At 68.7% G+C, this 20,506-nt stretch carries 19 protein-coding genes and 1 pseudogene; 13 read left to right on the top strand and 7 right to left on the bottom strand.

The genetic code is table 11. The features are described 5' to 3' along the window. Positions 1-135: 135 nt before the first annotated feature. The 4 genes from ACFXN1_RS48525 to ACFXN1_RS48510 form a co-directional block, all read right to left on the bottom strand. Positions 136-1,179, bottom strand: a complete 1,044-nt coding sequence (locus ACFXN1_RS48525) for an acyl-CoA dehydrogenase family protein (protein ID WP_379437904.1) — start codon at positions 1,177-1,179, stop codon at positions 136-138. A gap of 19 nt (positions 1,180-1,198) precedes the next feature. Further along, the gene (locus ACFXN1_RS48520) at positions 1,199-2,329 is read right to left on the bottom strand and encodes an acyl-CoA dehydrogenase family protein (RefSeq protein WP_379437905.1); all 1,131 of its coding nucleotides are present in this window, start codon (positions 2,327-2,329) and stop codon (positions 1,199-1,201) included. Further along, positions 2,330-3,247, bottom strand: coding sequence for an enoyl-CoA hydratase (locus ACFXN1_RS48515; RefSeq protein WP_379437907.1), 918 nt, complete (start codon positions 3,245-3,247; stop codon positions 2,330-2,332). Between the two features lie 71 nt (positions 3,248-3,318). Then, the gene (locus ACFXN1_RS48510) at positions 3,319-4,866 is read right to left on the bottom strand and encodes a FadD3 family acyl-CoA ligase (protein ID WP_379437908.1); all 1,548 of its coding nucleotides are present in this window, start codon (positions 4,864-4,866) and stop codon (positions 3,319-3,321) included. A gap of 71 nt (positions 4,867-4,937) precedes the next feature. On the opposite strand from ACFXN1_RS48510, the gene ACFXN1_RS48505 reads away from it, so the two are divergent. The 8 genes from ACFXN1_RS48505 (at position 4,938) to ACFXN1_RS48470 (ending at position 13,960) form a co-directional block, all read left to right on the top strand. Then, entirely contained in the window at positions 4,938-6,158 is a 1,221-nt protein-coding gene (locus tag ACFXN1_RS48505; protein WP_364606757.1) for an acyl-CoA dehydrogenase family protein, read from the top strand. Beyond that, positions 6,155-6,979 (top strand): SDR family oxidoreductase, encoded by an 825-nt coding sequence (locus ACFXN1_RS48500; RefSeq protein ID WP_379398149.1) that lies wholly within the window; start codon positions 6,155-6,157, stop codon positions 6,977-6,979. Before ACFXN1_RS48505 ends, ACFXN1_RS48500 begins: the two co-directional genes overlap by 4 nt. Positions 6,980-7,296: 317 nt before the next feature. Continuing rightward, positions 7,297-8,049, top strand: coding sequence for a hypothetical protein (locus ACFXN1_RS48495; protein ID WP_379437910.1), 753 nt, complete (start codon positions 7,297-7,299; stop codon positions 8,047-8,049). 47 nt (positions 8,050-8,096) lie between these two features. Then, positions 8,097-8,705 carry a TetR/AcrR family transcriptional regulator gene (locus ACFXN1_RS48490; protein WP_379398145.1) on the top strand — a complete coding sequence of 203 codons (609 nt, stop codon included), beginning with the start codon at positions 8,097-8,099 and terminating at the stop codon, positions 8,703-8,705. An 83-nt stretch (positions 8,706-8,788) separates the two neighbouring features. Continuing rightward, entirely contained in the window at positions 8,789-9,940 is a 1,152-nt protein-coding gene (locus ACFXN1_RS48485; RefSeq protein ID WP_379437954.1) for an acetyl-CoA C-acetyltransferase, read from the top strand. A gap of 119 nt (positions 9,941-10,059) precedes the next feature. After that, positions 10,060-11,901: a multicopper oxidase family protein gene (locus ACFXN1_RS48480; protein WP_379464037.1), complete on the top strand. Its 1,842-nt coding sequence runs from the start codon at positions 10,060-10,062 to the stop codon at positions 11,899-11,901. Positions 11,902-11,968: 67 nt separating this feature from the next. Continuing rightward, complete coding sequence (locus tag ACFXN1_RS48475; RefSeq protein ID WP_379437911.1) at positions 11,969-12,376, top strand: hypothetical protein; 408 nt, start codon at positions 11,969-11,971, stop codon at positions 12,374-12,376. Positions 12,377-12,580: 204 nt separating this feature from the next. Next, positions 12,581-13,960 carry a uracil-xanthine permease family protein gene (locus ACFXN1_RS48470; protein ID WP_379437913.1) on the top strand — a complete coding sequence of 460 codons (1,380 nt, stop codon included), beginning with the start codon at positions 12,581-12,583 and terminating at the stop codon, positions 13,958-13,960. Here ACFXN1_RS48470 and ACFXN1_RS48465 read toward each other — a convergent pair. After that, a complete protein-coding gene (locus ACFXN1_RS48465) occupies positions 13,949-14,827 on the bottom strand; it encodes a metallophosphoesterase (RefSeq protein ID WP_379437914.1) in 879 nt (292 codons plus the stop codon). The genes ACFXN1_RS48470 and ACFXN1_RS48465 overlap by 12 nt on opposite strands. An 85-nt stretch (positions 14,828-14,912) precedes the next feature. On the opposite strand from ACFXN1_RS48465, the gene ACFXN1_RS48460 reads away from it, so the two are divergent. Next, positions 14,913-15,746, top strand: coding sequence for an SDR family oxidoreductase (locus ACFXN1_RS48460; RefSeq protein ID WP_379437916.1), 834 nt, complete (start codon positions 14,913-14,915; stop codon positions 15,744-15,746). Between the two features lie 51 nt (positions 15,747-15,797). Here ACFXN1_RS48460 and ACFXN1_RS48455 read toward each other — a convergent pair whose 3' ends face one another. Continuing rightward, positions 15,798-16,709 carry an SDR family oxidoreductase gene (locus tag ACFXN1_RS48455; RefSeq protein WP_379383150.1) on the bottom strand — a complete coding sequence of 304 codons (912 nt, stop codon included), beginning with the start codon at positions 16,707-16,709 and terminating at the stop codon, positions 15,798-15,800. A gap of 28 nt (positions 16,710-16,737) precedes the next feature. Continuing rightward, on the bottom strand, positions 16,738-17,532 hold the full coding sequence (locus tag ACFXN1_RS48450) for an SDR family oxidoreductase (protein ID WP_379383149.1): 795 nt from the start codon (positions 17,530-17,532) through the stop codon (positions 16,738-16,740). A 50-nt stretch (positions 17,533-17,582) separates the two neighbouring features. On the opposite strand from ACFXN1_RS48450, the gene ACFXN1_RS48445 reads away from it, so the two are divergent. The 4 genes and pseudogenes from ACFXN1_RS48445 to ipdC all read left to right on the top strand — a co-directional run. Then, positions 17,583-18,347 (top strand): enoyl-CoA hydratase family protein, encoded by a 765-nt coding sequence (locus tag ACFXN1_RS48445; RefSeq protein WP_354831217.1) that lies wholly within the window; start codon positions 17,583-17,585, stop codon positions 18,345-18,347. A gap of 15 nt (positions 18,348-18,362) precedes the next feature. Beyond that, positions 18,363-19,241, top strand: coding sequence for a CoA transferase subunit A (locus ACFXN1_RS48440; protein ID WP_379398133.1), 879 nt, complete (start codon positions 18,363-18,365; stop codon positions 19,239-19,241). Continuing rightward, positions 19,241-19,999, top strand: a complete 759-nt coding sequence (locus ACFXN1_RS48435) for a CoA-transferase subunit beta (RefSeq protein ID WP_379437918.1) — start codon at positions 19,241-19,243, stop codon at positions 19,997-19,999. The genes ACFXN1_RS48440 and ACFXN1_RS48435 overlap by 1 nt, the downstream gene beginning before the upstream one ends. Next, positions 19,996-20,506: pseudogene (ipdC, locus tag ACFXN1_RS48430) on the top strand ((3aS,4S,5R,7aS)-5-hydroxy-7a-methyl-1-oxo-octahydro-1H-indene-4-carboxyl-CoA dehydrogenase); the annotation flags it as partial. The gene ACFXN1_RS48435 and the pseudogene ipdC, both read left to right, overlap by 4 nt.

Here is a 20,506-nt window from a genome sequence, read left to right as displayed (position 1 = left end):
AACAACACACGCATGGGGGTGGGGATTTCCTGTTGTTGGGGGGGGAGGCTAATGCTTGCGCTCCCATGTCGGAGAATGGATGAGAGTGTTCCCCCCGGCGGCCGGCCGTGCTCGGCCCCCCGCCCCCCGGGGTGCTCATGCGACGTTTCCGGCGCGGAGCGCGGCGGCGATCCGGGCGCGGTGTTCGGCCGGGGTGCCCCAGGCCGAGCGCAGCGCGGTGACCTTGGTCAGCCACAGCGACAGATCGCATTCGGCGGTATAGCCGATGGCGCCGTGCACCTGCAGTGCGATGCGGGCGGCCTGGTAGGCGGCCTCGCCGCAGGCCAGCTTGGCCGCGGAGATGTCGCGGCCGCGGGTCTGCGCGTCCGCGCCGGACTCCAGGGTCAGGGCCGCCCGGTAGAGCAGCGGCTGCGCCATGTCCAGCCCGATGTGGGCATTGGCCACGTGGTGCTTGATGGCCTGGTAGCGCCCGATCGGGGTGCCGAACTGCTGCCGCTGCTTGACGTACTCGACGCTGGTGTCCAGCAGCGCCCGGCCCGCGCCGAGCAGCTGCGCGGCGGCGGCCAGGGCGGCGGTGTCGAAGGCGAGATCGATGGCGGCGCCGACGCCTTCGCCCTCGGCCAGGGTCTCGCCGACGGCCACGGTGAACAGGCGGCGGGCGGCGTCCACCGACGTCACCAGTGCACCGGCGGTGGCCAGCGCGATGCGGTCGCCCTCGGCGATCAGCACCAGGTCGGCGATGTCGGCATCCAGCGCGGTGGCCGCGCCCTCGGCCCGGCCCGCATTCGCTCCGGCCGTGGCGGTCACCGCGAGGGTGCCCAGCTTCGCGCCCTCGGCCAGCTCGGGCAGCCGTTCGGCGGCGAGCGCCGAGTCCGGAAGCGCCTGCAGCAGTGCGGGAATCGCGGCGGCGGTCTCCACCAGCGGGCCCGGCACCGCGGCCCGGCCGATCTCGGTGAAGGCCACGATCATCTCGACCGGGCCCGCGCCGAAGCCGCCGTTCTCCTCGGTGACGGTCAGGCCCAGCGCGCCCGCCTCGGCCAGCTGGCCGATGAGTGCGCGCCCGGCGGTGGAATCGCCCGCGCCCCACGCCCGGACGACGCCGGGAGTCTTGGCGGCCTCGCCCATCTTGCGCAGGCTGGCGGCGAAATCGTTCTGTTCTGCGGTCAATGCGAATCGCATGTCGTCGTCCTCCGGGTGGCTATCGCGGCAGGCCGAGCAGGCGTTCGGCGATGATATTGCGCTGGATCTCGTTGGTACCGGCGTAGATCGGGCCCGCCAGCGAGAACAGGTAGCCATCGGTCCAGGCCGATTCCTGTTCCGCGGCCGCGCCGTGCAGATCGAGCGCGGTCTCGTGCATGGCGATGTCCAGATCCGACCAGAACACCTTGTTCACCGAGGATTCCGCGCCGAGCTGACCGCCCTCGGCCAGCCGGGTCACGGTGGCCCAGGTGTTGAGGCGGTACGCCTCCGCGCCCACCCAGGCGTCGACCACGCGGTCGGCGAGGGCGGTGTCGGACTCGGCGGCCGCACCGCGCCACAGCTCGATGAGCTTGTTGGCGGTGGCATTGAACCGGCCCGGCGAACGCAGCGACAGGCCGCGCTCATTGCTGGAGGTGGCCATGGCGACCTTCCAGCCGTTGTTCGGCTCGCCGATCACGTCCGCATCCGGCACGAACACGTTGTCCAGGAAGATCTCCGCGAAGCCCGGCTCACCGTCCAGCTGCGGAATCGGCCGCACCGTAATGCCTTCCGCGGTGAGCGGGAACATCAGGTAGGTCAGGCCGCGGTGGCGCTCGGCCTCCGGGTCGCTGCGGAACAGGCCGAAACCCCAGTCCGCGAACGAGGCTCGCGAACTCCAGGTCTTCTGGCCGTTGAGCAGCCAGCCGCCCTCGGTGCGCTTGGCGGTGGAGCGGATGCCCGCCAGGTCGGAGCCGGCCTCCGGCTCGGACCAGGCCTGCGCCCAGATGTCGTCGGCGCGCGCCATTCTCGGCAGGATGCGGGCCAGCTGCTCCGGCGAGCCGTGCTCGAACAGGGTCGGCGCGAGCAGGAAGATGCCGTTCTGCGAGACGCGGCCCGGCGCGCCCGCGGCGTAGTACTCCTCCTCGAAGATGACCCACTCGGTCAGCGAGGCGTCGCGGCCGCCGTACTCGGCGGGCCAGGCCACACACGACAGGCGGGCCTCGGCGAGCTTGGCCTCCCACGAGCGGTGCGCCTGGAAGCCCTCCTTGGTGTCCATGGAGGGCAGGGGAGTGGCGGGCACATTGGCCGCCAGGAACTCGCGCACCTCGGCGCGGAACCCCTCTGTCTTGGCGTCGAATTCGAGATCCACTTATTTCGCCCCGTCGTTGTTGGCGGATTCTGTTTCGCGGCCGGCAGCGGCGTCGGTCGCGGCGGCCTTCATGGACTTGGCGTTCATCCCGCCCAGCGAGTCCGCGCCGACCTCGGCATTGTGGGCGTGCGCGAAGTGGTGCAGCCCGAACACCGAGTCCATGCCGGCCCGCATGCCCATGAGGTCCTCACACTGGTTGACGGCCTTCTTGGTCAGCGCCAGCCCGAACTGCGGCATCTCCGCGATCTTGTCGGCCAGCGCGAAGGTCTCGGTCTCCAGATCCGAGCGCGGGACGACACGATTGACCATGCCCCACTCGTAAGCCTGTGCGGCGGTGAAGCGTTCGCCGGTGAACAGGATCTCCTTGGCGCGGCGCGGCCCCAGCACCCACGGGTGCGCGAAGTACTCGACGCCCGGAATGCCCATGCGGACAACCGGATCGGAGAAGAACGCGTCGTCGGAGGCCACGATCATGTCGCAGGACCAGGCCAGCATGAGCGCACCGGCGATGCACGCGCCCTGCACCATGGCGATGGTCGGCTTGGGGATCTCCCGCCAGCGGCGGCACATGCCCAGGTAGACCTCGGACTCACGGGCGAAGCGCTGATCGCCGCCCGGGCGATCGGTGTGGTCCCACCACAGCGCGGCCTTGTTCTCGTACTTGATGTGGTGGTCGCGGCCCGGCGTGCCGATGTCGTGGCCCGCGCTGAAATGCTTTCCGGCGCCGCCCAGCACGATCACCTTGACCTCCGGATCCTCGACGGCCCGCACGAAGGCGGCATCGAGCGCGTAGGTCATGACCGAGTTCTGCGCATTGCGGTAGTCCGGCCGGTTCAGCGTGACGACCGCGATCGGCCCCCGCTTCTCGTAGAGGACGACTTCGCCCTCGTCCGGGATGGCACCCAGTTCCTGGCTCACACTGTCTCCTTTACGCGTGATCGAGCGCCCTACGTGGTTACGCTCGGCTGCCGCCTCCGGGCTTGACTCGCTCACGCGGTCTCCTCACGTAATTGCCGCTTGAGAACCTTTCCGGCGGCGTTGTAGGGCAGCTCGTCGCGGAATTCCACGTACTTGGGCACCTTGAAGTTGGCCAGCTGCGCCTTGGCGTAGGCCTGCACGTCGTCGGCGGTCAGCTCCGAGCCGGACCGGCGCACCACGAACACCTTGCCGACCTCGCCCATGCGCTCGTCCGGCACGCCGATGACCGCGGTCTCGGCGACACCCTCGAGCCGGGCCATGGTCTGTTCCACCTCGGCGGGATACACATTGAAGCCGCCGGAGATGTACATGTCCTTGAGCCGATCGGTGACCTTCATGTAGCCGCGGTCGTCGATGACGGCGACGTCACCGGTGTGCAGCCAGCCGTCGGCGTCGATGGTCGCGGCCGTGGCCTGCGGATCGTCGAGGTAGCCGCGCATCACCTGGTCGCTGCGCAGCAGCAGTTCGCCATTGTCGGCGAGCTTCATCTCGAAGCCGTCGATGGTGCGCCCGCAGGTATTGGCGATGGTCTCGCTGGAGTCCTCGGGCCGGCACATGGTGCCGAACCCGCCCGATTCGGTCTGCCCGTACGCGGTCAGCACCACCTCGAAATCGAGCTCGCTGCGCATTCTTTCGATGAGCACGACCGGCACGGTGGCCGCGCCGGTGACCGCGACGCGCAGGCTGGACAGGTCCGCCACGTCGCGCTCCGGGTGGCCGAGGATGGTCTGGTGGATGGTCGGCGGACCGGTCAGCACGGTGATGCGCTCGCCCTGGATGAGCCGCATGGTCTCCCGCACGTCGAACACGGCCTGCGGAATCATGGTCGCCCCGGTGACCAGGCTGGTGATGATGCCCGCCTTGTACCCGAAGCTGTGGAAGAACGGCGGCACGATCAGATAGCGGTCGGTGTTGTTCAGCGTCGCGCAGTCGGCCCAGGCCCGGGCGCTGCTCAGCACCTGGTGGTGCGCGATGAGCACGCCCTTGCTGCGCCCGGTGGTGCCGGAGGTGAACAGGATGTCCGAAAGATCGTTCGGCGATACCGATTCCGCGCGGGCGACGACCTGCTCGAGGCTCACCGCCTCGGCCACCTTGCCCAGTTCCGACCAGACGATGGCGTCCTCGACGGGGGCCTCGCCCTCGACGGGGATCACGATGGTGGTCTCGATGCCCAGTTCCGGTGCGGCGGTCCGCAGTTCGGTCAGCCGGTCGCGCCCCAGGAATTCGCCCGTGATGAACAGCGCCTTGGCCTGCACCCGCGACAGCACATCCGCCGCCTCGGCGGCCACGTACCGGGTATTGAGCGGAACGATCGCCGCACCCACGTAGTGGCTCGCCAGCAGCGCGGTCACCCAGTGATGCGTGTTGGGCGCCCAGATGCCGATGCGGTCGCCGCGCTGAATGCCGCGCGCCATCAGCGCACGCGCGGTCTCACGCACCGAGTCCAGCAGTTGCGACCAGCTCAGTCGCACGGCACCGTCGCCGACAGCGGGCGCGTCACCGTAGACGTGCGCGGCCGCGTGCAGGGCGAGCGGTGTGGTCTGCGGAGGAGATGTCACAGGGCTTCCTCGCTGTCCGGGAATGGGTCTAACAAAGCAAGTGCTTGGTAGGTTACTCTACCGACGTGAGCATGATCCAGACCCCCGAACCGGCCAGCGGGATTGAGCCCCCCGAGGACGCCGAATTCCGTGCTGAGGTGCGCGAATGGCTGGCCGAGAACCTGAACGGCCAGTTCCGCGAGCTGCGCGGTCTGGGTGGTCCCGGGCGCGAGCACGAGGCCTTCGAGGAGCGGCTCGAATGGGATCGCGCCCTCGCCGCCGCCGGCCTGACCTGCCTGGGCTGGCCCAAGGAGTGGGGCGGCCGCGACGCCACCCTGCGCCAGCAGGTCATCTTCCACGAGGAATACGCCAAAGCCGATGCCCCGAGCCGGGTTTCGCACCTCGGCGAGGAACTGCTCGGACCCACGGTCATCGCCTTCGGCACCGAGGAGCAGAAGAAGCGCTTCCTGCCGGGCATCCGCAATGTCACCGAGCTGTGGTGCCAGGGCTATTCGGAGCCGGGCGCGGGCTCGGACCTGGCCGCCGTCACCACCTCCGCCCAGCTCGAGGGCGACGAATGGGTGATCAACGGCCAGAAGATCTGGACCTCGCTGGCGCACCTGTCCGACTGGTGCTTCGTGGTCGCCCGCACCGAGAAGGGCTCGACCCGCCACCACGGTCTGTCCTACCTGCTCGTCCCCATGAAGCAGCCGGGCGTCGAGGTGCGGCCCATCATCCAGCTCACCGGGACCGCGGAATTCAACGAGGTCTTCTTCGACAATGCCCGCACCGCCGCCGATCTGGTGGTCGGGCAGCCCGGCGACGGCTGGAAGGTCGCCATGGGCACGCTCACCTTCGAGCGCGGCATCTCCACCGTCGGCCAGCAGATCCGCTACGCGCGCGAACTCGCCGACCTCGAGGCCGTGGCCCGGGAGAACGGGGCGATCGAGAACCCGGTCCTGGCAGACCGTTTCGACAAGGCGTGGGTCGGCCTGCGGGTGCTGCGCGCGCACGTGCTGCGCACCCTGGAGTCCGGCCACGACGGAGCCTCTGTGGATGCCCGCACCGCCGCCGGGCAGGCCTCGGTGACCAAGCTGCTGTGGGCCAATTGGCATCGCGGCCTGGGCGAATTGGCCATGGACGTGCTCGGCGCGCCCGGCCTGATCGCCGACGGCCCGGGCGATGACCTCAATGCCTGGCAGCGCATGTTCCTCTTCACCCGTGCGGACACCATCTACGGCGGTTCGAACGAAGTGCAGCGCAATATCATCTCCGAGCGCGTGCTCGGACTTCCCCGAGAGGCTCGACCGTGAGTGAGCGAAGCGAACGTCAATTGAATACCGTCGACCTGTCCACCGCTCCCGAAATCACCCCCGGCCACAATCTGCTCGCGGGCAAGATCGCGGTGGTGACCGCCGCCGCGGGCACCGGCATCGGTTCGGCCACCGCGCGCCGTCTGCTCTCCGAGGGCGCGGACGTGGTGATCTCCGACTGGCACGAGCGTCGCCTGAAGGAGACCGAGCAGGCGCTGCAGGCCGAATTCCCCGACCGCCGAATCGCTTCCGTGCCCTGTGACGTCAGCTCGACCGAGCAGGTGGACGCGCTGGTCGCCGGTGCCGTCGCGGCGCTGGGCCGGATCGACATCATGGTCAACAATGCGGGCCTCGGTGGTGAGGTGCCGGTCGTGGACATGACCGACGAGCAGTGGGACAAGGTCCTCGACATCACGCTGAACGGGACTTTCCGCGCAACTCGGGCGGTGCTCAAGTACTTCCGCGAGGCCGGCCACGGCGGCGTCATCGTCAACAATGCCTCGGTCCTGGGCTGGCGCGCCCAGCACGGCCAGGCCCACTACGCCGCCGCGAAGGCCGGCGTCATGGCGCTGACCCGCTGCAGCGCGGTCGAGGCCGCCGAGTTCGGCGTGCGCATCAATGCGGTGGCCCCCTCCATCGCCCGCCACGCCTTCCTGGACAAGGTCACCTCGGCCGACCTGCTCGACCGCCTGGCCGCGGGCGAGGCCTTCGGCCGCGCCGCCGAGCCGTGGGAGGTGGCCGCCACCATCGCCATGCTCGCCAGCGACTACACCACCTACCTGACCGGCGAGGTGGTCTCCATTTCCAGCCAGCGCGCCTGACCAATATCTGATTCGCTCGGAAAATTCTCCGGCCCGCCTGAAAACAGGCGGGCCGGATGTGTTTTTGCCAATTCTTGAATGCTCCGTCGATTGGTTCGCGGCGCGTCTCGTTCTGGACTGCGGCTTGATAGACCTCCCGCCTTGGAGCGGGGGAGCGAAGCGGAGGAGCGGAGGAGGGAAGAACGAGACCTTCAGCGCCGCGAACACGCCCGGAGCGGAGCGGAGGGCAATATGGCACCGAAAAATGGCTGGCGCGTCGAGGGTGTGGGTGTGCAATCCTGGTTTAGGCCGGTACCGCTAGTCGAAGGGCACGACCCATGGGTCCGGATCGCCGACAACAAGCAGCCCCAGCACACGCCCATGAGGAATTGGAACTCGAGCTGGTGCGTGAGGTCGTTCTAGCGCGCCGAAGACTCGACAATGTCGTTCTGGCCGCACTGACTTTGGGTGCGGAATTACTGGATCACGACTCCGAATGCGCCACCGCCATGCGGGCGGCGCAGATCCTGGAACAACACGCCGTGGACGAAACCGACGTGACACGCGACCCGCGTGGCGCGTTGCGGCGGGACATGGTTCGTGATCGCGAGCGCGCCCGCCGCATCGGCCTGTCCCGGATCGGGTATTCGGACAGCGAGGCGGATCGGCGTCGCTGGAAAAGGACGGCCCTGCTCTGCGAGGTCCGGGCCGATCTGCTGGAGGTGGTGCGCAACTGCCGCCGCCTGCGCTACGACCATGCCGCCTTCACCGACGGTATCGCGCAGGGATTATGTGCTGCCACAGACAAATTGGTGGTGGGCGCCGATATGGAGACCTATCGGGCCTGGCAGCGGGGGATGGTCCTCAAGCTCATCGAGGAACCCGGTCGCGACGGCATACCGCCGCGGGTCATGGCCACCGTGGACGCCGGGCCGGGCCGGGAGCCGCTGACCGTCGAATGGGACAGTCCCGAACGGCGGTTGGCGCTGGTGGCGCGGATGGCGCGGGCGGGGGTGTCACCCGTGGTCATCTGCGATCGCCTGCTGGCCGACCTGTCGGTCTCGTCGCCGCTGCGGTATTCGATGCGCTGAACGGAAGGCAGGTAGACCAAGCAAATGCTTGGTTGTATATTGACGGGGTGACCCAACCTGACCCTTCCAAATCAGCACGTCGCACCGAGCTGCTCGGCCTGGCCGCGAACCTGTTCGCGGAACGGGGCCTGCGCGCCACCACGGTTCGTGACATTGCCGACGCGGCGGGGATTCTATCCGGGAGTCTCTACCACCACTTCGATTCCAAAGAAGCCATGGTGGACGAAATCCTGCGCGGGTTCCTCGACGACCTGTTCGGTCGCTACCGCGAAATCGTGGCGGCCGGCGTCCCCGCCCGCGACACGCTGGAAGCTCTGGTCACCGCTTCCTACGAATCCTTCGACCGGTTCCACGCGGCCGTCGCCATCTACCAGGCCGAGGCCAAACGACTCAGCGGCACACCGCGATTCGACTACATCGCGGAATACAACAGCGAGTTCCGTGAGCTCTGGCACCAGGTGCTGACCAACGGCGTCGCCGACGGCAGCTTCCGGCCCGAGATGGACATCGAACTGGCCTACCGGTTCCTGCGCGACACCGTCTGGGTGTCGGTGCGCTGGTACCAGCCCGGCGGCCGGATCACCGTCGACAACCTCGCCAAGCAGTACCTGACCATCGTGCTCGACGGGCTCACCAGCCCCGAGAAGCGCACATAACCAACTCTCAGCGACAACTTCACCGCAGCAGCAGCCAGTAGGAGTTCCCCATGTCAGCACCGTCCCGCCGTCAGTATTCGCCGATGCGTGAGGCGTATGTGATCGACGCCGTGCGCACGCCGGTCGGCAAGCGGGGCGGCTCGCTGGCCGCCGTGCACCCGGCCGATCTGGGCGCCGCCGCCATCAAGGGGCTCATCGAGCGCACCAACCTGGACCCGGCCGCGGTGGACGACGTGGTGTTCGGCTGCTGCGACACCATCGGCCCGCAGGCCGGAAACATCGCGCGCACCTCGTGGCTGGCCGCGGGCTACCCCGAGTCGGTACCGGGCGTGACCGTGGACCGGCAGTGCGGCTCCTCGCAGCAGGCCATCACCTTCGGCGCCCAGGCCATCATGTCCGGCACCGCCGAGGTGATCGTGGCCGGCGGCGTGCAGAACATGAGCGCCATCCCGATCTCCGCGGCCATGCTGGCCGGGCAGGCCTACGGCTTCGACTCGCCGTTCGTCGGCGCGCAGGGCTGGGACCACCGCTACGGCACCGGCGAAGTGTCGCAGTTCAATTCGGCCACCATGATCGCCGAGAAGTGGGACATCTCCCGCCGCGACATGGAGGAGTGGGCGCTGCGCAGCAACGAGCGCGCCCGCAAGGCCATCGTGGACGGCAAGTTCGACCGCGAGATCGTGCCGGTGGGCGACTTCTGGATCGACGAGTGCCCGCGCGAGACCACCCTGGAGAAGATGGCCGGGCTGCAGCCGCTCGCCGAGGGCAGCCGCATCACCGCGGCCCTGGCCAGCCAGATCTCCGACGGCTCCAGCGCCACCCTGCTGGCCTCGGACTGGGCGGTCCAGGAGTACGGGCTCACCCCGCGGGCGCGCATCCACCACGTGAGCGCGCGTGGCGCGGACCCGATCTACATGCTGACCGCGCCGATCCCGGCCACCAAGTGGGCGCTGGAGAAGACCGGTCTGACCATCGACGACATGGACGTCATCGAGATCAACGAGGCCTTCGCCTCGGTGGTGCTGGCCTGGATCAAGGAGACCGGCGCCAACCCCGACAAGGTCAATGTCAACGGCGGCGCCATCGCGCTGGGCCACCCGCTGGGCGCGACCGGCGCCAAGCTGTTCGCCTCCCTGCTCAACGAGCTGGAGCGGGTGAACGGCCGCTACGGTCTGCTCACCATCTGTGAGGGCGGCGGCACCGCCAACGTCACCATCATCGAGCGCCTGGGCTAGTCCAGATACGGCGTTTCGGAAGCGGCACACCGAGTTTCGGTGTCCCGCTTTCGTATCCGGGGCCTGGCAATGTTCGCTATCGTCGAACGACAGGCCGGTTGAAGGCGAAGTTGTCCGGGGTGGGGACTGTGATGGACGAGTACCTGCCGAGAAGAGGTTTCCTCCTGGGGGCCTTCGGTTTAGCGGGCATGGGCTACATGGCCGCTGCGGCCGCCGATCCGGTCCCCCTGCCCCCGCCGCCCGTGCCGCTGCCCCCGCTGCCCCCGCCGACGTTCACGCCGTTCGACTACCATTCGCCCGCGCTGCAGCCGTTCGTCGACGACCTGCCTATTCCCGAAACACGGCGGGCCGCAGGGGAGTTGGCGGCCATCTCGGGAACTCACCGCTATCACCGGGAACTGCCGGAGACCCGCAGCTGGGGCTTCGGGCAGCCGGTGCTCGGGCCGAACCTGGAGGCGCATCGGGATCAGGTGGCGCGTATCGCTTTTCGCAATGAGCTGGGCACCCATGTGCTGGCCCAGCATGTGGACCTGACCATGCACGGCGTCACCGAGCTGGATCGCACCGATCCGCGCTTCACCGTGCACCTGCACGGCGGCGCGAATTCCCCCGACTCCGACGGACATCCGCTCATCGGTTGGCGCAATGGCGGCGGGCCCAGCTTCGCGTACGGCAACCGGCAGGAGGCCGCGACCCTCTGGTACCACGACCACGCCATGGGGATCACCAGGTTGAACATCCAGGCCGGGCTGGCCGGAATGTATTACCTGCGGGACGAATTCGACACCGGCCGCGACGGCAACCCGATCGGCCTGCCCAGCGGCGAGTTCGAGATCCCGCTCATCGTGCAGGACCGGACCTTCAATGCCGACGGCAGCCTGCAACCCATGGTGGCCACCTATATTCCCCAGGGCTACAACCAATCCGGGCAGCTGGGGGACGTGTGCTGCGTGAACGGCGTGGTGTGGCCGCGGCTCGAGGTACGGCGCACCGTCTACCGGTTCCGGCTGCTCAACGGCTCCAACTCGCGGCCCTACATCTTCGAGTTCTCCAACGGCATGCTGTTCTTCGCGATCGGCGGGGATCTGGGCCTGCTGGACCGGCCGGTGCCGACACCGTCGATCCGGGTGAGCCCCGGTGAACGGGTGGACCTGCTCGTCGATTTCGGCGGCCTCGGCGACGGCGAGACCGTCGACCTGATCAATACCGCCGAAAACGATTTCGGCAATGCCGTGTTCATGGCCCCCGAGCTGCGGCCCATCATGCGCTTCACCGGCGCGGGCGACGGTCCGGCCCACGACATCCCGCGATTGCTGCGGGGCGGCCCCGGCCTGCCCGACCCGCTGGAGCCCACCTATCGGCCGGGCGCGGTGCGCACGGTGACGCTACTCGGCCTCAATGACGATTCCCGGGCCGCGGCGGTCTTCCCGACCATGATGTCGCTGAACAATCTGCCCTTCCTGAGCTCGGACATCGATACGGCACGGGCCGGGACGGTGGAACAGTGGGACATCGTCAACACGACCCCGTTCGACCACCCCATCCACCTGCACCTGGCCCGGATGCGGGTGATCGGCCGCCAGCCCATGCTCACCTCGGTCTACTTCTTCGCCAACTACCCGCCGGCGTTCGGTACCCGCTGGGCGCCCTCGGCCGACGGGTTCGCCATCGGGCCCCAGCAGGGGCCGCCGCCCTGGGAAGCCGGGTGGAAGGACACCATCGAGTGCCCGACCGACACCATCACCCGGATCCTGGTGAAGTGGCCGTCGGTCGAGGAGCTCGGCTTCGATCCTGATGCGGTGGTTCCCGTGCCGCCCGGCGCGGAGGCCATGGCGCCCACCGGTGCCGGCATGGCGGGCGGGATGGCGGATACCCCGGAGATCCACGGCTACGTGTGGCACTGCCACAACCTCGACCATGCCGACCACGACATGATGCAGCAGATCCGCGTCCAGCCCTGACCTCCGCAGGGTGCGCGAAGTTGCCGGGATGCCACGGCATTTCGGCCGGGATTCCTACACTGCGTGCATGTCGAGATCGGTGCAGGGCCGGTTCGAGGAGATAGCCCGCAAGGCCCGGCGGGTACAGGACGCCATCGACGGCGTGCGGGCTCGCGCCGACGTGGACGGGGTGCGGATCGTGGTCGCACCGGACGGCCGCATCAAGGCCCTCGAGCTACCGGATTCGCGGATGGCACAGGCGATTTCGCATGCTCACGAACAGGCGCTCGCGCACGCGCTCGAATGCGCCGATCGCCTGCGAGGTGAACTCACCGCAGATCCCGCGGTGGCGACCGCCTGGCGTCTGTTGATGCGACCGGTCGGGGAGTTGTCAAAAATTGCTGCGCCGCACGATGACTCGGCCGCGTCGCAAGTGGATGCCCCGAACCCGTACGCTCTGCCCGCCGCCGTCCGGCACCGATACGGCCTGCTCTGAACCGATCGGCGTACCCGCGCACCCGGCGGGTTGCGGGACGTTGCCCAGAGCTGTGAAGACGGCCCGCCGGGCCGGCCCGGCGGGCTCGCACCGCACCGGCCGGGCTCGGCGGGCCAGGCGGGGAGCGCGGCGCGAGCTGGGGGTTTGCTCGGATTAGGATGGCCGCGGACTTGTTTCGGGCCTTCGGGAGAAAGCGGGCGGTTCATGGATCTCGGTGTCCGCTGGAAGGTGCACGGCGACGGGCGCTCGCCCGCGCCGGGGGCGGTGGTGCGACCGGACGAGCGGCTGTCATGGCCGCGCACCTTCGGGCTGGGCGCGCAACACGTGGTGGCCATGTTCGGCGCGAGTTTCGTTGCGCCCGTGCTGATGGGGCTCGATCCCAACCTCGCCATCATGATGTCGGGCGTCGCGACCGTGCTGTTCCTGCTCGCCACCCGCGGCCGGGTGCCCAGCTATCTGGGCTGCTCGCTGTCGTTCGTGGGTGTGGCCGCGGTGATCCGGGCGCAGGGCGGTAGTAGCGCGACGGTTACCGGCGCCTGCCTGGTGGTGGGCGCCACGCTGTTCCTGATCGGCCTGGCCGTACAGCGGTTCGGCGCGCGCATCATTCACGCCGCCATGCCACCGGTGGTGACCGGCGCGGTGGTCATGCTCATCGGCTTCAACCTGGCCCCGGTCACCGCCTCGACCTACTGGCCGCAGGATCAGTGGACCGCGCTGCTGGTCATGCTGTTCACCGGGCTGGCCGTGGTGGGCCTGCGCGGATTCTTCGCGCGCATCGCGATCTTCCTGGGCCTGGTGTTCGGGTACGGGCTCTCGTGGGTGCAGGACCGGGTGTTCGGGCAGATCCATTCGGCCGACGGCAGCGGCAAGGTCACCGATCACTGGCGGCTGGATCTGTCCGGTGTGGCCAAGGCGGATTGGCTCGGCCTGCCCAGCTTCCACGCTCCGTCCTTCCAGTGGTCGGCGGTGCTGGTCGCGCTGCCGGTGGTGATCGCGCTGGTCGCCGAGAACGCCGGGCACGTGAAGGCGGTCGGCGAGATGACCGGCGCCAACCTGGACGACAGGCTCGGCACCGCCATCGCCGCCGACGGCGCGGCCTCCATGCTGTCCACCGCGGTCGGCGGCCCGCCCAACACCACCTATTCGGAGAACATCGGCGTCATGGCCGCCACCCGGGTGTACTCCACGGCCGCCTACTGGGCCGCCGCGTTCTTCGCGCTGCTGTTCGGCCTGTGCCCCAAGTTCGGCGCCATCGTCGCGGCCATTCCGGGCGGCGTGCTGGGCGGGATCACCGTCATCCTGTACGGCATGATCGGCCTGCTGGGCGCGCAGATCTGGACCAATGCCCGGGTCGATCTCCGCAATCCGCTGAACCTGGTGCCCGCCGCCGCGGGCCTGATCATCGGCATCGGCAATGTGAGCATGAAGTTCACCAGCAACTTCACCCTGAGCGGCATCGCCCTGGGCACCCTGGTCGTCATCACCGGCTACCACGTGCTGCGCGTCTTCGCGCCCGCGCACTTCAAGGGGGAGGAGCCGCTGCTCGACGAGGGCACCTCCTCCTACGACGAATCAGGCAGGTAGCGAACGGGGTTCGGCCGCGGCCGGTCCGTCCGCCTGCTCTCCGGCGTAGGGCAGCTGCAGCACGTACCAGGAGTGTTCGGACGAATACTCCAGGTACTGCGAGGCTTCCGGGTCGCAGGCCAGTCCCTCGATCCGGGTCCACTGCCCGTCACCGGAGGCGATGGTGTCGGTGTAGCGGACGTGCAGGTGGCCGTGGAACAGCACGCTGGGCCGCAGCGCCCGCACCACCCGCTGGATGCGGTCCTGGTTGGGATAGCACTCGTCCTTGTCCTTGCGATTCCACTTCGGCTGCGAGGCGCGCGGTTTGTCGTGGGTGAGCAGTACGTCCACCGGTGAGCTGTCGGCATCGAGCAGGCCGGTCAGCTCGGCGTCGGTCATCTCCTCCTCCGGAAACCACAGCATGCCCGCGGTCTCCGGCCGCTTCGAGGAGCCGTAGCCGCGTCGCTTGGCGACCTGCTCGGCCTTGCGGGCCTCCCGGGCCAGCCGCCAGCCCTTGTCGGTGGAGCGGGCCCCGCCGAAGGCGGCGAAGCTGGTGCCCTCCCAGGTCCAGCGGTGCCCGCGCGGGGCGTACCGGAGGTGCTTGCGGCACACCAGGAATCCCTCGTCGTCGGGATGCTCGTCGTAGAGCTCGTGCAGCAGCGAGCTCTTGTCGTGGTTCCCGTCCAGGAAGTACACGGTGACCCCGGCGCGCTTGGCCGCCCTGTTCACCACGTCGAAGTACCGCCGCCCCGAGTGCATGTGCTCCCACGCCCCGAAGTCCCCCACGGCGAACACCCGCGCGCAGTCATTCCGCGCCGCGACCCGTATCAATGCCAGCGCATGCGCGGTGTTCCCGTGCAGGTCTCCGACAATCAGGACATTCCCCATCGCCACATGGTGGCACCCCCGTCCCCGGACGGCATCCGCAATTCCCGGACGCCGCTTTCGGCCGGCCCGAATTAGGCTGACCTCCATGAACTCTGTGTTGGTTACCGGTGCGGCGCGCGGCATCGGCAAGGCCGTCTGCCTGCGTCTGGCGCAGCAGAACTGGCAGGTCTACGCCGGCGTCCGCAAGCTCTCCGACGGTGAGGCGCTGGTCGAGGCGGACTCCCGCATCACTCCGGTCGTCCTCGATGTCACGAATCCCGACCACATCGCCGCCCTCGACGAGGTGCTGCCCGCCGACCTGACGGCCGTGGTCAACAATGCGGGCATCGTCGCCGACGGTCCGGTCGAGCTCCTCGATCTGGACGTCCTCCGAAACCAGTTCGAGGTCAATGTCTTCGGTGCGGTCGCGGTCACCCAGGCCGTCCTACCGCGCCTGCGCGCCACCCGCGGCCGCGTGGTCTTCATCTCCTCGCTGTCCGGCCGCATCTCCACCCCCGGGACCGGCGCCTACAACTCCTCCAAGTTCGCCCTCGAGGGCCTGGTCGACGCCCTGCGGGTGGAGCTGCGCCCCTGGGGAATCCACACGTCCCTGATCGAGCCCGGCCCGATCGCCACCGACCTCTGGTTCGGCGCGACCGACATGGTCGACACCACGACCGCCCACCTCACCGATGCCCAGCGCGAGCTCTACAGCGCCCACCTCGCGGGCCTGCGCAAGATGTCCCAGCAGGTCCCGAAGATCGCCGCCCCCGTCGACTCGGTCGTCAACGAGATCGAAAAGGCTCTCACCGCGAGGCGCCCCAGGGCCCGCTACATCCCGGGCCTCGCCGGAAAGATCCAGGTGGTGGCCACCTCACTCACCCCGACCCCGATCCTGGACACCGTCTTCGCCCTGGTCTCCGGCATCCGCAAGAAGTAGCGGGCACAGCGCAGCGTTGGCCGGAGCAGAGGCCCGGAGAGGCGGGGGAGGTTACGCGCCGTAGACCGGCTCCGGGGTGGTGGCCTTGGACAGCAGGTCGCGCACGACCGGGCCCAGCTCGGCCGGCTCCCAACGGGCGCCGCGGTCGATGGAGACGCCGTGGCGCCAGCCGTCGGCGACGGTCACCTTGCCGCCCTCGACCTCGAACATGCGGCCGGTGACACCGGCGGAATCGGCGCTGCCCAGCCAGACCACCAGGGGCGAGACGTTTTCCGGGGCCATGGCGTCGAAGCCGTCCTCGGGGGCGGCCATCATGTCGGCGAAGACCGTCTCGGTCATGCGGGTGCGGGCCGCCGGGGCGATGGCGTTGACGGTGATGCCGTAGCGCGCGAATTCGGCCGACGCGGTGAGGGTCAGGCCCGCGATGCCGGACTTGGCGGCGGAGTAGTTGCCCTGGCCGACCGAGCCGAGCAGGCCCGCGCCGGAGCTGGTGTTGATGATGCGGGCCTCGGGGGTGCGACCGGCCTTGGCCTCGTTGCGCCAGTACTCGGCGGCGTGCCGCATGGGCGCGAAGTGGCCCTTGAGGTGCACCTTGATGACCGCGTCCCACTCGTCCTCGGCGAGGTTGACCAGCATCCGGTCGCGGACGATGCCGGCATTGTTGACCAGCACGTCCAGGCGGCCGAAGGTGTCGACGGCGGTCTGGATCAGGCGGCGCGCGCCCTCCCAGTCGGAGATGTCGTCGCCGTTCACGATGGCCTCGCCGCCGAGGGCCTTGATCTCCTCGACGACCTGCGCGGCCGGGGAGTCCGGGCTGGGCGCGCCGTCGAGCTCGGCGCCGAGGTCGTTCACGACCACCTTCGCGCCGGCGGCGGCGAAGGCGAGGGCGTGGGCACGGCCGATGCCACGACCGGCGCCGGTCACGATGACGACGCGGCCGTCGCAGATCTTGTTGTCGGTCATATCGATTACCTCTTCGTGTTCGATCGGTCTAGTGGCCCGAGACGGCGGGGACGTCTGCGGTGGATGCTTCGAGGAAGGCGGGCTTCTCGCCGCCGCCGTGCACCAGCAGCGCGCTGCCGGTGACGTACGCGGCCAGGGGCGAGGCCAGGAACGCGGCGGTGCGACCGATGTCCTCGGGCGTCGCCATGCGCTGCATGGGAACCGTTCGGCTCACCGAGGCGATGCCCTCCTCGTCGCCGTAGTGCAGGTGCGAGGACTCGGTGTTGACCAGGCCGCAGATGACGGAGTTCATCCGCACCTTCGGAGCCCACTCCACCGCGAGCGACGAAACCAGGCTGTCCACACCGGCTTTGGCCGCACCGTAGGCCGCCGTGCCGGGAGAGGGCCGATGCCCGGAGACGCTGGAGATCATCACGATCGATCCGCCCGTCTCCTGCTTCTGCATGACCTCGTTGGCCACCTGCGAAACCAGCAGCGGCGCCAGCAGATTCAGCTGCACGATCTTGGCGTGGAAGTTGGCGCTGGCGTCGGCGGCCAGGGCGAAGGGCGCGCCACCGGCATTGTTCACCACGGTGTCGAGCCGCCCGTACTTCGCGACGATGGCCTCGATCAGTCCGCGCACCGAGTCCGGGTCGCGCACATCGCACGGCAGGAAGTCGATGCCGCGGCCATTGCTCTCGACGGGGGTGTCGCCGGGCCGTCGCGCGCAGGCCACCACGGTCGCGCCCGCGTCCAGGAATACCCGGCTGATGCCGGCGCCGACGCCGCGCACGCCGCCGGTGACCAAGACGACCGAGCCGGACAGGTTTACTTCGATTCCCACCGTGATAACCTACCAAGCACTTGCTTGTTTTGCCAACGATGGGACATTCGATGGGGATCAACCGTCACACCGAAACCGAGGGCGTCGAAGTCGTCACTGTCGACTACCCGCCGGTCAACGCGCTGCCTTCCGACGGCTGGTTCGCCCTGGCCGACGCCGTCACCCAGGCCGGCCGCAACCCGGAGACCCGGGTCGTCGTGCTGCGCGCCGAGGGCCGCGGCTTCAACGCGGGCGTGGATATCAAGGAGATGAACGCGGACACCGGGCACACCGCCCTGATCCGCGCCAACCACGGCTGCTTCGCCGCCTTCGCGGCGATCTACGACTGCGAGGTTCCGGTCGTCACCGCCGTGAACGGCTTCTGCCTCGGCGGCGGCATCGGCCTGGTCGGCAACTCCGACGTCATCGTCGCCTCCGACGACGCGACCTTCGGCCTCCCCGAGGTCGACCGCGGCGCGCTCGGTGCGGCCACCCACCTGGCGCGACTGGTCCCCCAGCACCTGATGCGGACCATGTTCTACACCGCGGGCACCCTCACCGCGCAGCAGCTGCACCACTACGGCTCGGTCTTCAAGGTGGTGCCGCGCGCCGAACTCGACGCCGCCGCCATGGAGGTCGCCAAGAACATCGCCAACAAGGACGGCCGCGTCATCCGCGCCGCCAAGAAGGCGCTCAACGGCATCGACGTGCAGGACGTGCACCGCTCCTACCGCTTCGAGCAGGGCTTCACCATGGAGCTCAACCTCGCGGGCGTGGCCGACGAGATCCGGGCGCGCTTCGACGACGACCTGGCCGCTCAGAAAAAAGCAAAGTAGAAGGGGCGAAACACTATGCGCGACAAGCGAATGAGCCTCGACGAGGTCGTCGGTGAGCTCCGCAGCGGCATGACCATCGGCATCGGCGGCTGGGGTTCCCGGCGCAAGCCGATGGCCTTCGTGCGCGCCCTGCTGCGTTCGGACATCACCGATCTGACCGTCGTCACCTACGGCGGCCCGGATCTGGGCCTGCTGTGCTCGGCGGGCAAGGTGCGCAAGGCCTACTACGGCTTCGTGTCCCTGGACTCCGCGCCGTTCTACGACCCGTGGTTCGCCAAGGCCCGCACCGAGGGTGCGATCACCGTGCGCGAGATGGACGAGGGCATGGTCAAGTGCGGTCTGCAGGCCGCCGCGGCCCGCCTGCCGTTCCTGCCCATCCGCGCCGGATTGGGTTCTGCCGTCATCGATTTCTGGGAGGGCGAGCTCGAGACCGTCCAGTCCCCGTACGCCGATGCCGACGGCCGCCGCGAAACCCTCGTCGCCATGCCCGCTCTGAACCTGGACGCCGCCTTCGTGCACCTGGACCTGGGTGACAAGCACGGCAATGCCGCCTACACCGGTGTCGACCCGTACATGGACGACCTGTACATGCTTTCCGCCGAGAAGCGCTACCTGTCGGTGGACCGGCTCGTCGAGACCGAGGAACTGGTGAAAGCCGTTCCGACGCAGGCTCTCATCCTCAACCGCATGATGGTCGACGGGGTGGTCGAGGCCCCCGGCGGCGCGCACTTCACCTTCTCCGGCAGCTACGGCCGCGACGAGAAGTTCCAGCGCCACTATGTCGAGGCCGCCAAGACGCCCGAGTCGTGGGCCGAGTTCAAGGCTCGCTACCTGGACGTGTCCGAGGCCGAATATCAGGCCGCCGTCAAGGCTTTCGCCGAGGAGCAGAAGTAATGACCGACACCACCACCATTACTCGGGCCGAGATCTGCGTCGTCGCCGCCGCCGAGATCTTCCGGGGCGCGGGCGAGATCATGGCCTCGCCCATGTCCACCGTCACCACCATCGGCGCGCGGCTGGCGCGGCTCACCTTCGAGCCGGACCTGCTGCTGTCCGACGGTGAGGCGCTGTTCTTCGCCGAGATCCCGCCGATCGGCGGCAAGGCGCCCATCGAGGGCTGGATTCCGTTCTCGAAGGTCTTCGATGTGGTGAATTCCGGTCGCCGCCATGTGGTCATGGGCGCCAACCAGATCGACAGGTACGGCAACCAGAACCTGTCCGCGTTCGGTCCGCTGCAGCAGCCGACCCGGCAGATGTTCGGTGTGCGCGGCGCGCCGGGCAACACCATCAACCACGCCACCAGCTACTTCGTGCCCAAGCACAACAAGCGGGTGTTCGTCGACCAGGTCGACATCGTCTCCGGAATCGGTTACGACAAGGTCGATTCCGAGAACCCGGCCTACCGCTTCCACCACCTGCACCGGGTGGTCTCGAACCTGGGCGTGTTCGACTTCAACGGCCCGGACCATACCCTGCGCGCGCTGTCGCTGCACCCGGGTGTGACCGCCGACGAGGTCGCGGAGAACACCTCCTTCGAGATCGCCGGGCTGGCCGAGGCGGGCGAGACCCGTTTGCCCACCGAGGAAGAGCTCACCATCATCCGGACCGTGCTGGACCCCAAGGGCTTCCGTGAGAAGGAAGTGACGGCATGACCGCGCAACGGCTGAAGACGCCGCTGACCGAACTGGTCGGCATCGACCACCCGATCGTGCAGACCGGCATGGGCTGGGTCGCCGGTCCGGGCCTGGTCGCGGCCACCGCGAACGCGGGTGGCCTCGGCATCCTCGCTTCGGCGACCATGACCCTCGACGAGCTCGAGGTGGCCATCGCCAAGACGAAGGCCAAGACCGACAAGCCCTTCGGCGTGAACATTCGCGCCGACCTGTCGGACGCGCCCGACCGCATCGACATGATGATCCGCGACGGCGTGAAGGTGGCCTCCTTCGCGCTGGCTCCCAAGAAGGAGCTCATCGCCAAGCTCAAGGACAACGGCGTGGTCGTCATGCCGTCCATCGGCGCGGCCAAGCACGCGGTCAAGGTCGCCTCCTGGGGCGCGGACGCGGTGATCGTGCAGGGTGGTGAGGGCGGTGGCCACACCGGTTCCGTCGCGACCACACTGCTGCTGCCGTCCGTCCTCGACGCCGTCGACATCCCGGTGG

This window comes from Nocardia sp. NPDC059154 (assembly GCF_042755705.1).
Lineage (GTDB): Bacteria > Actinomycetota > Actinomycetes > Mycobacteriales > Mycobacteriaceae > Nocardia.
The sequence above is the reverse complement of the archived record's forward strand: the minus strand, read 5'-3'. Positions and strand labels throughout refer to the sequence as shown.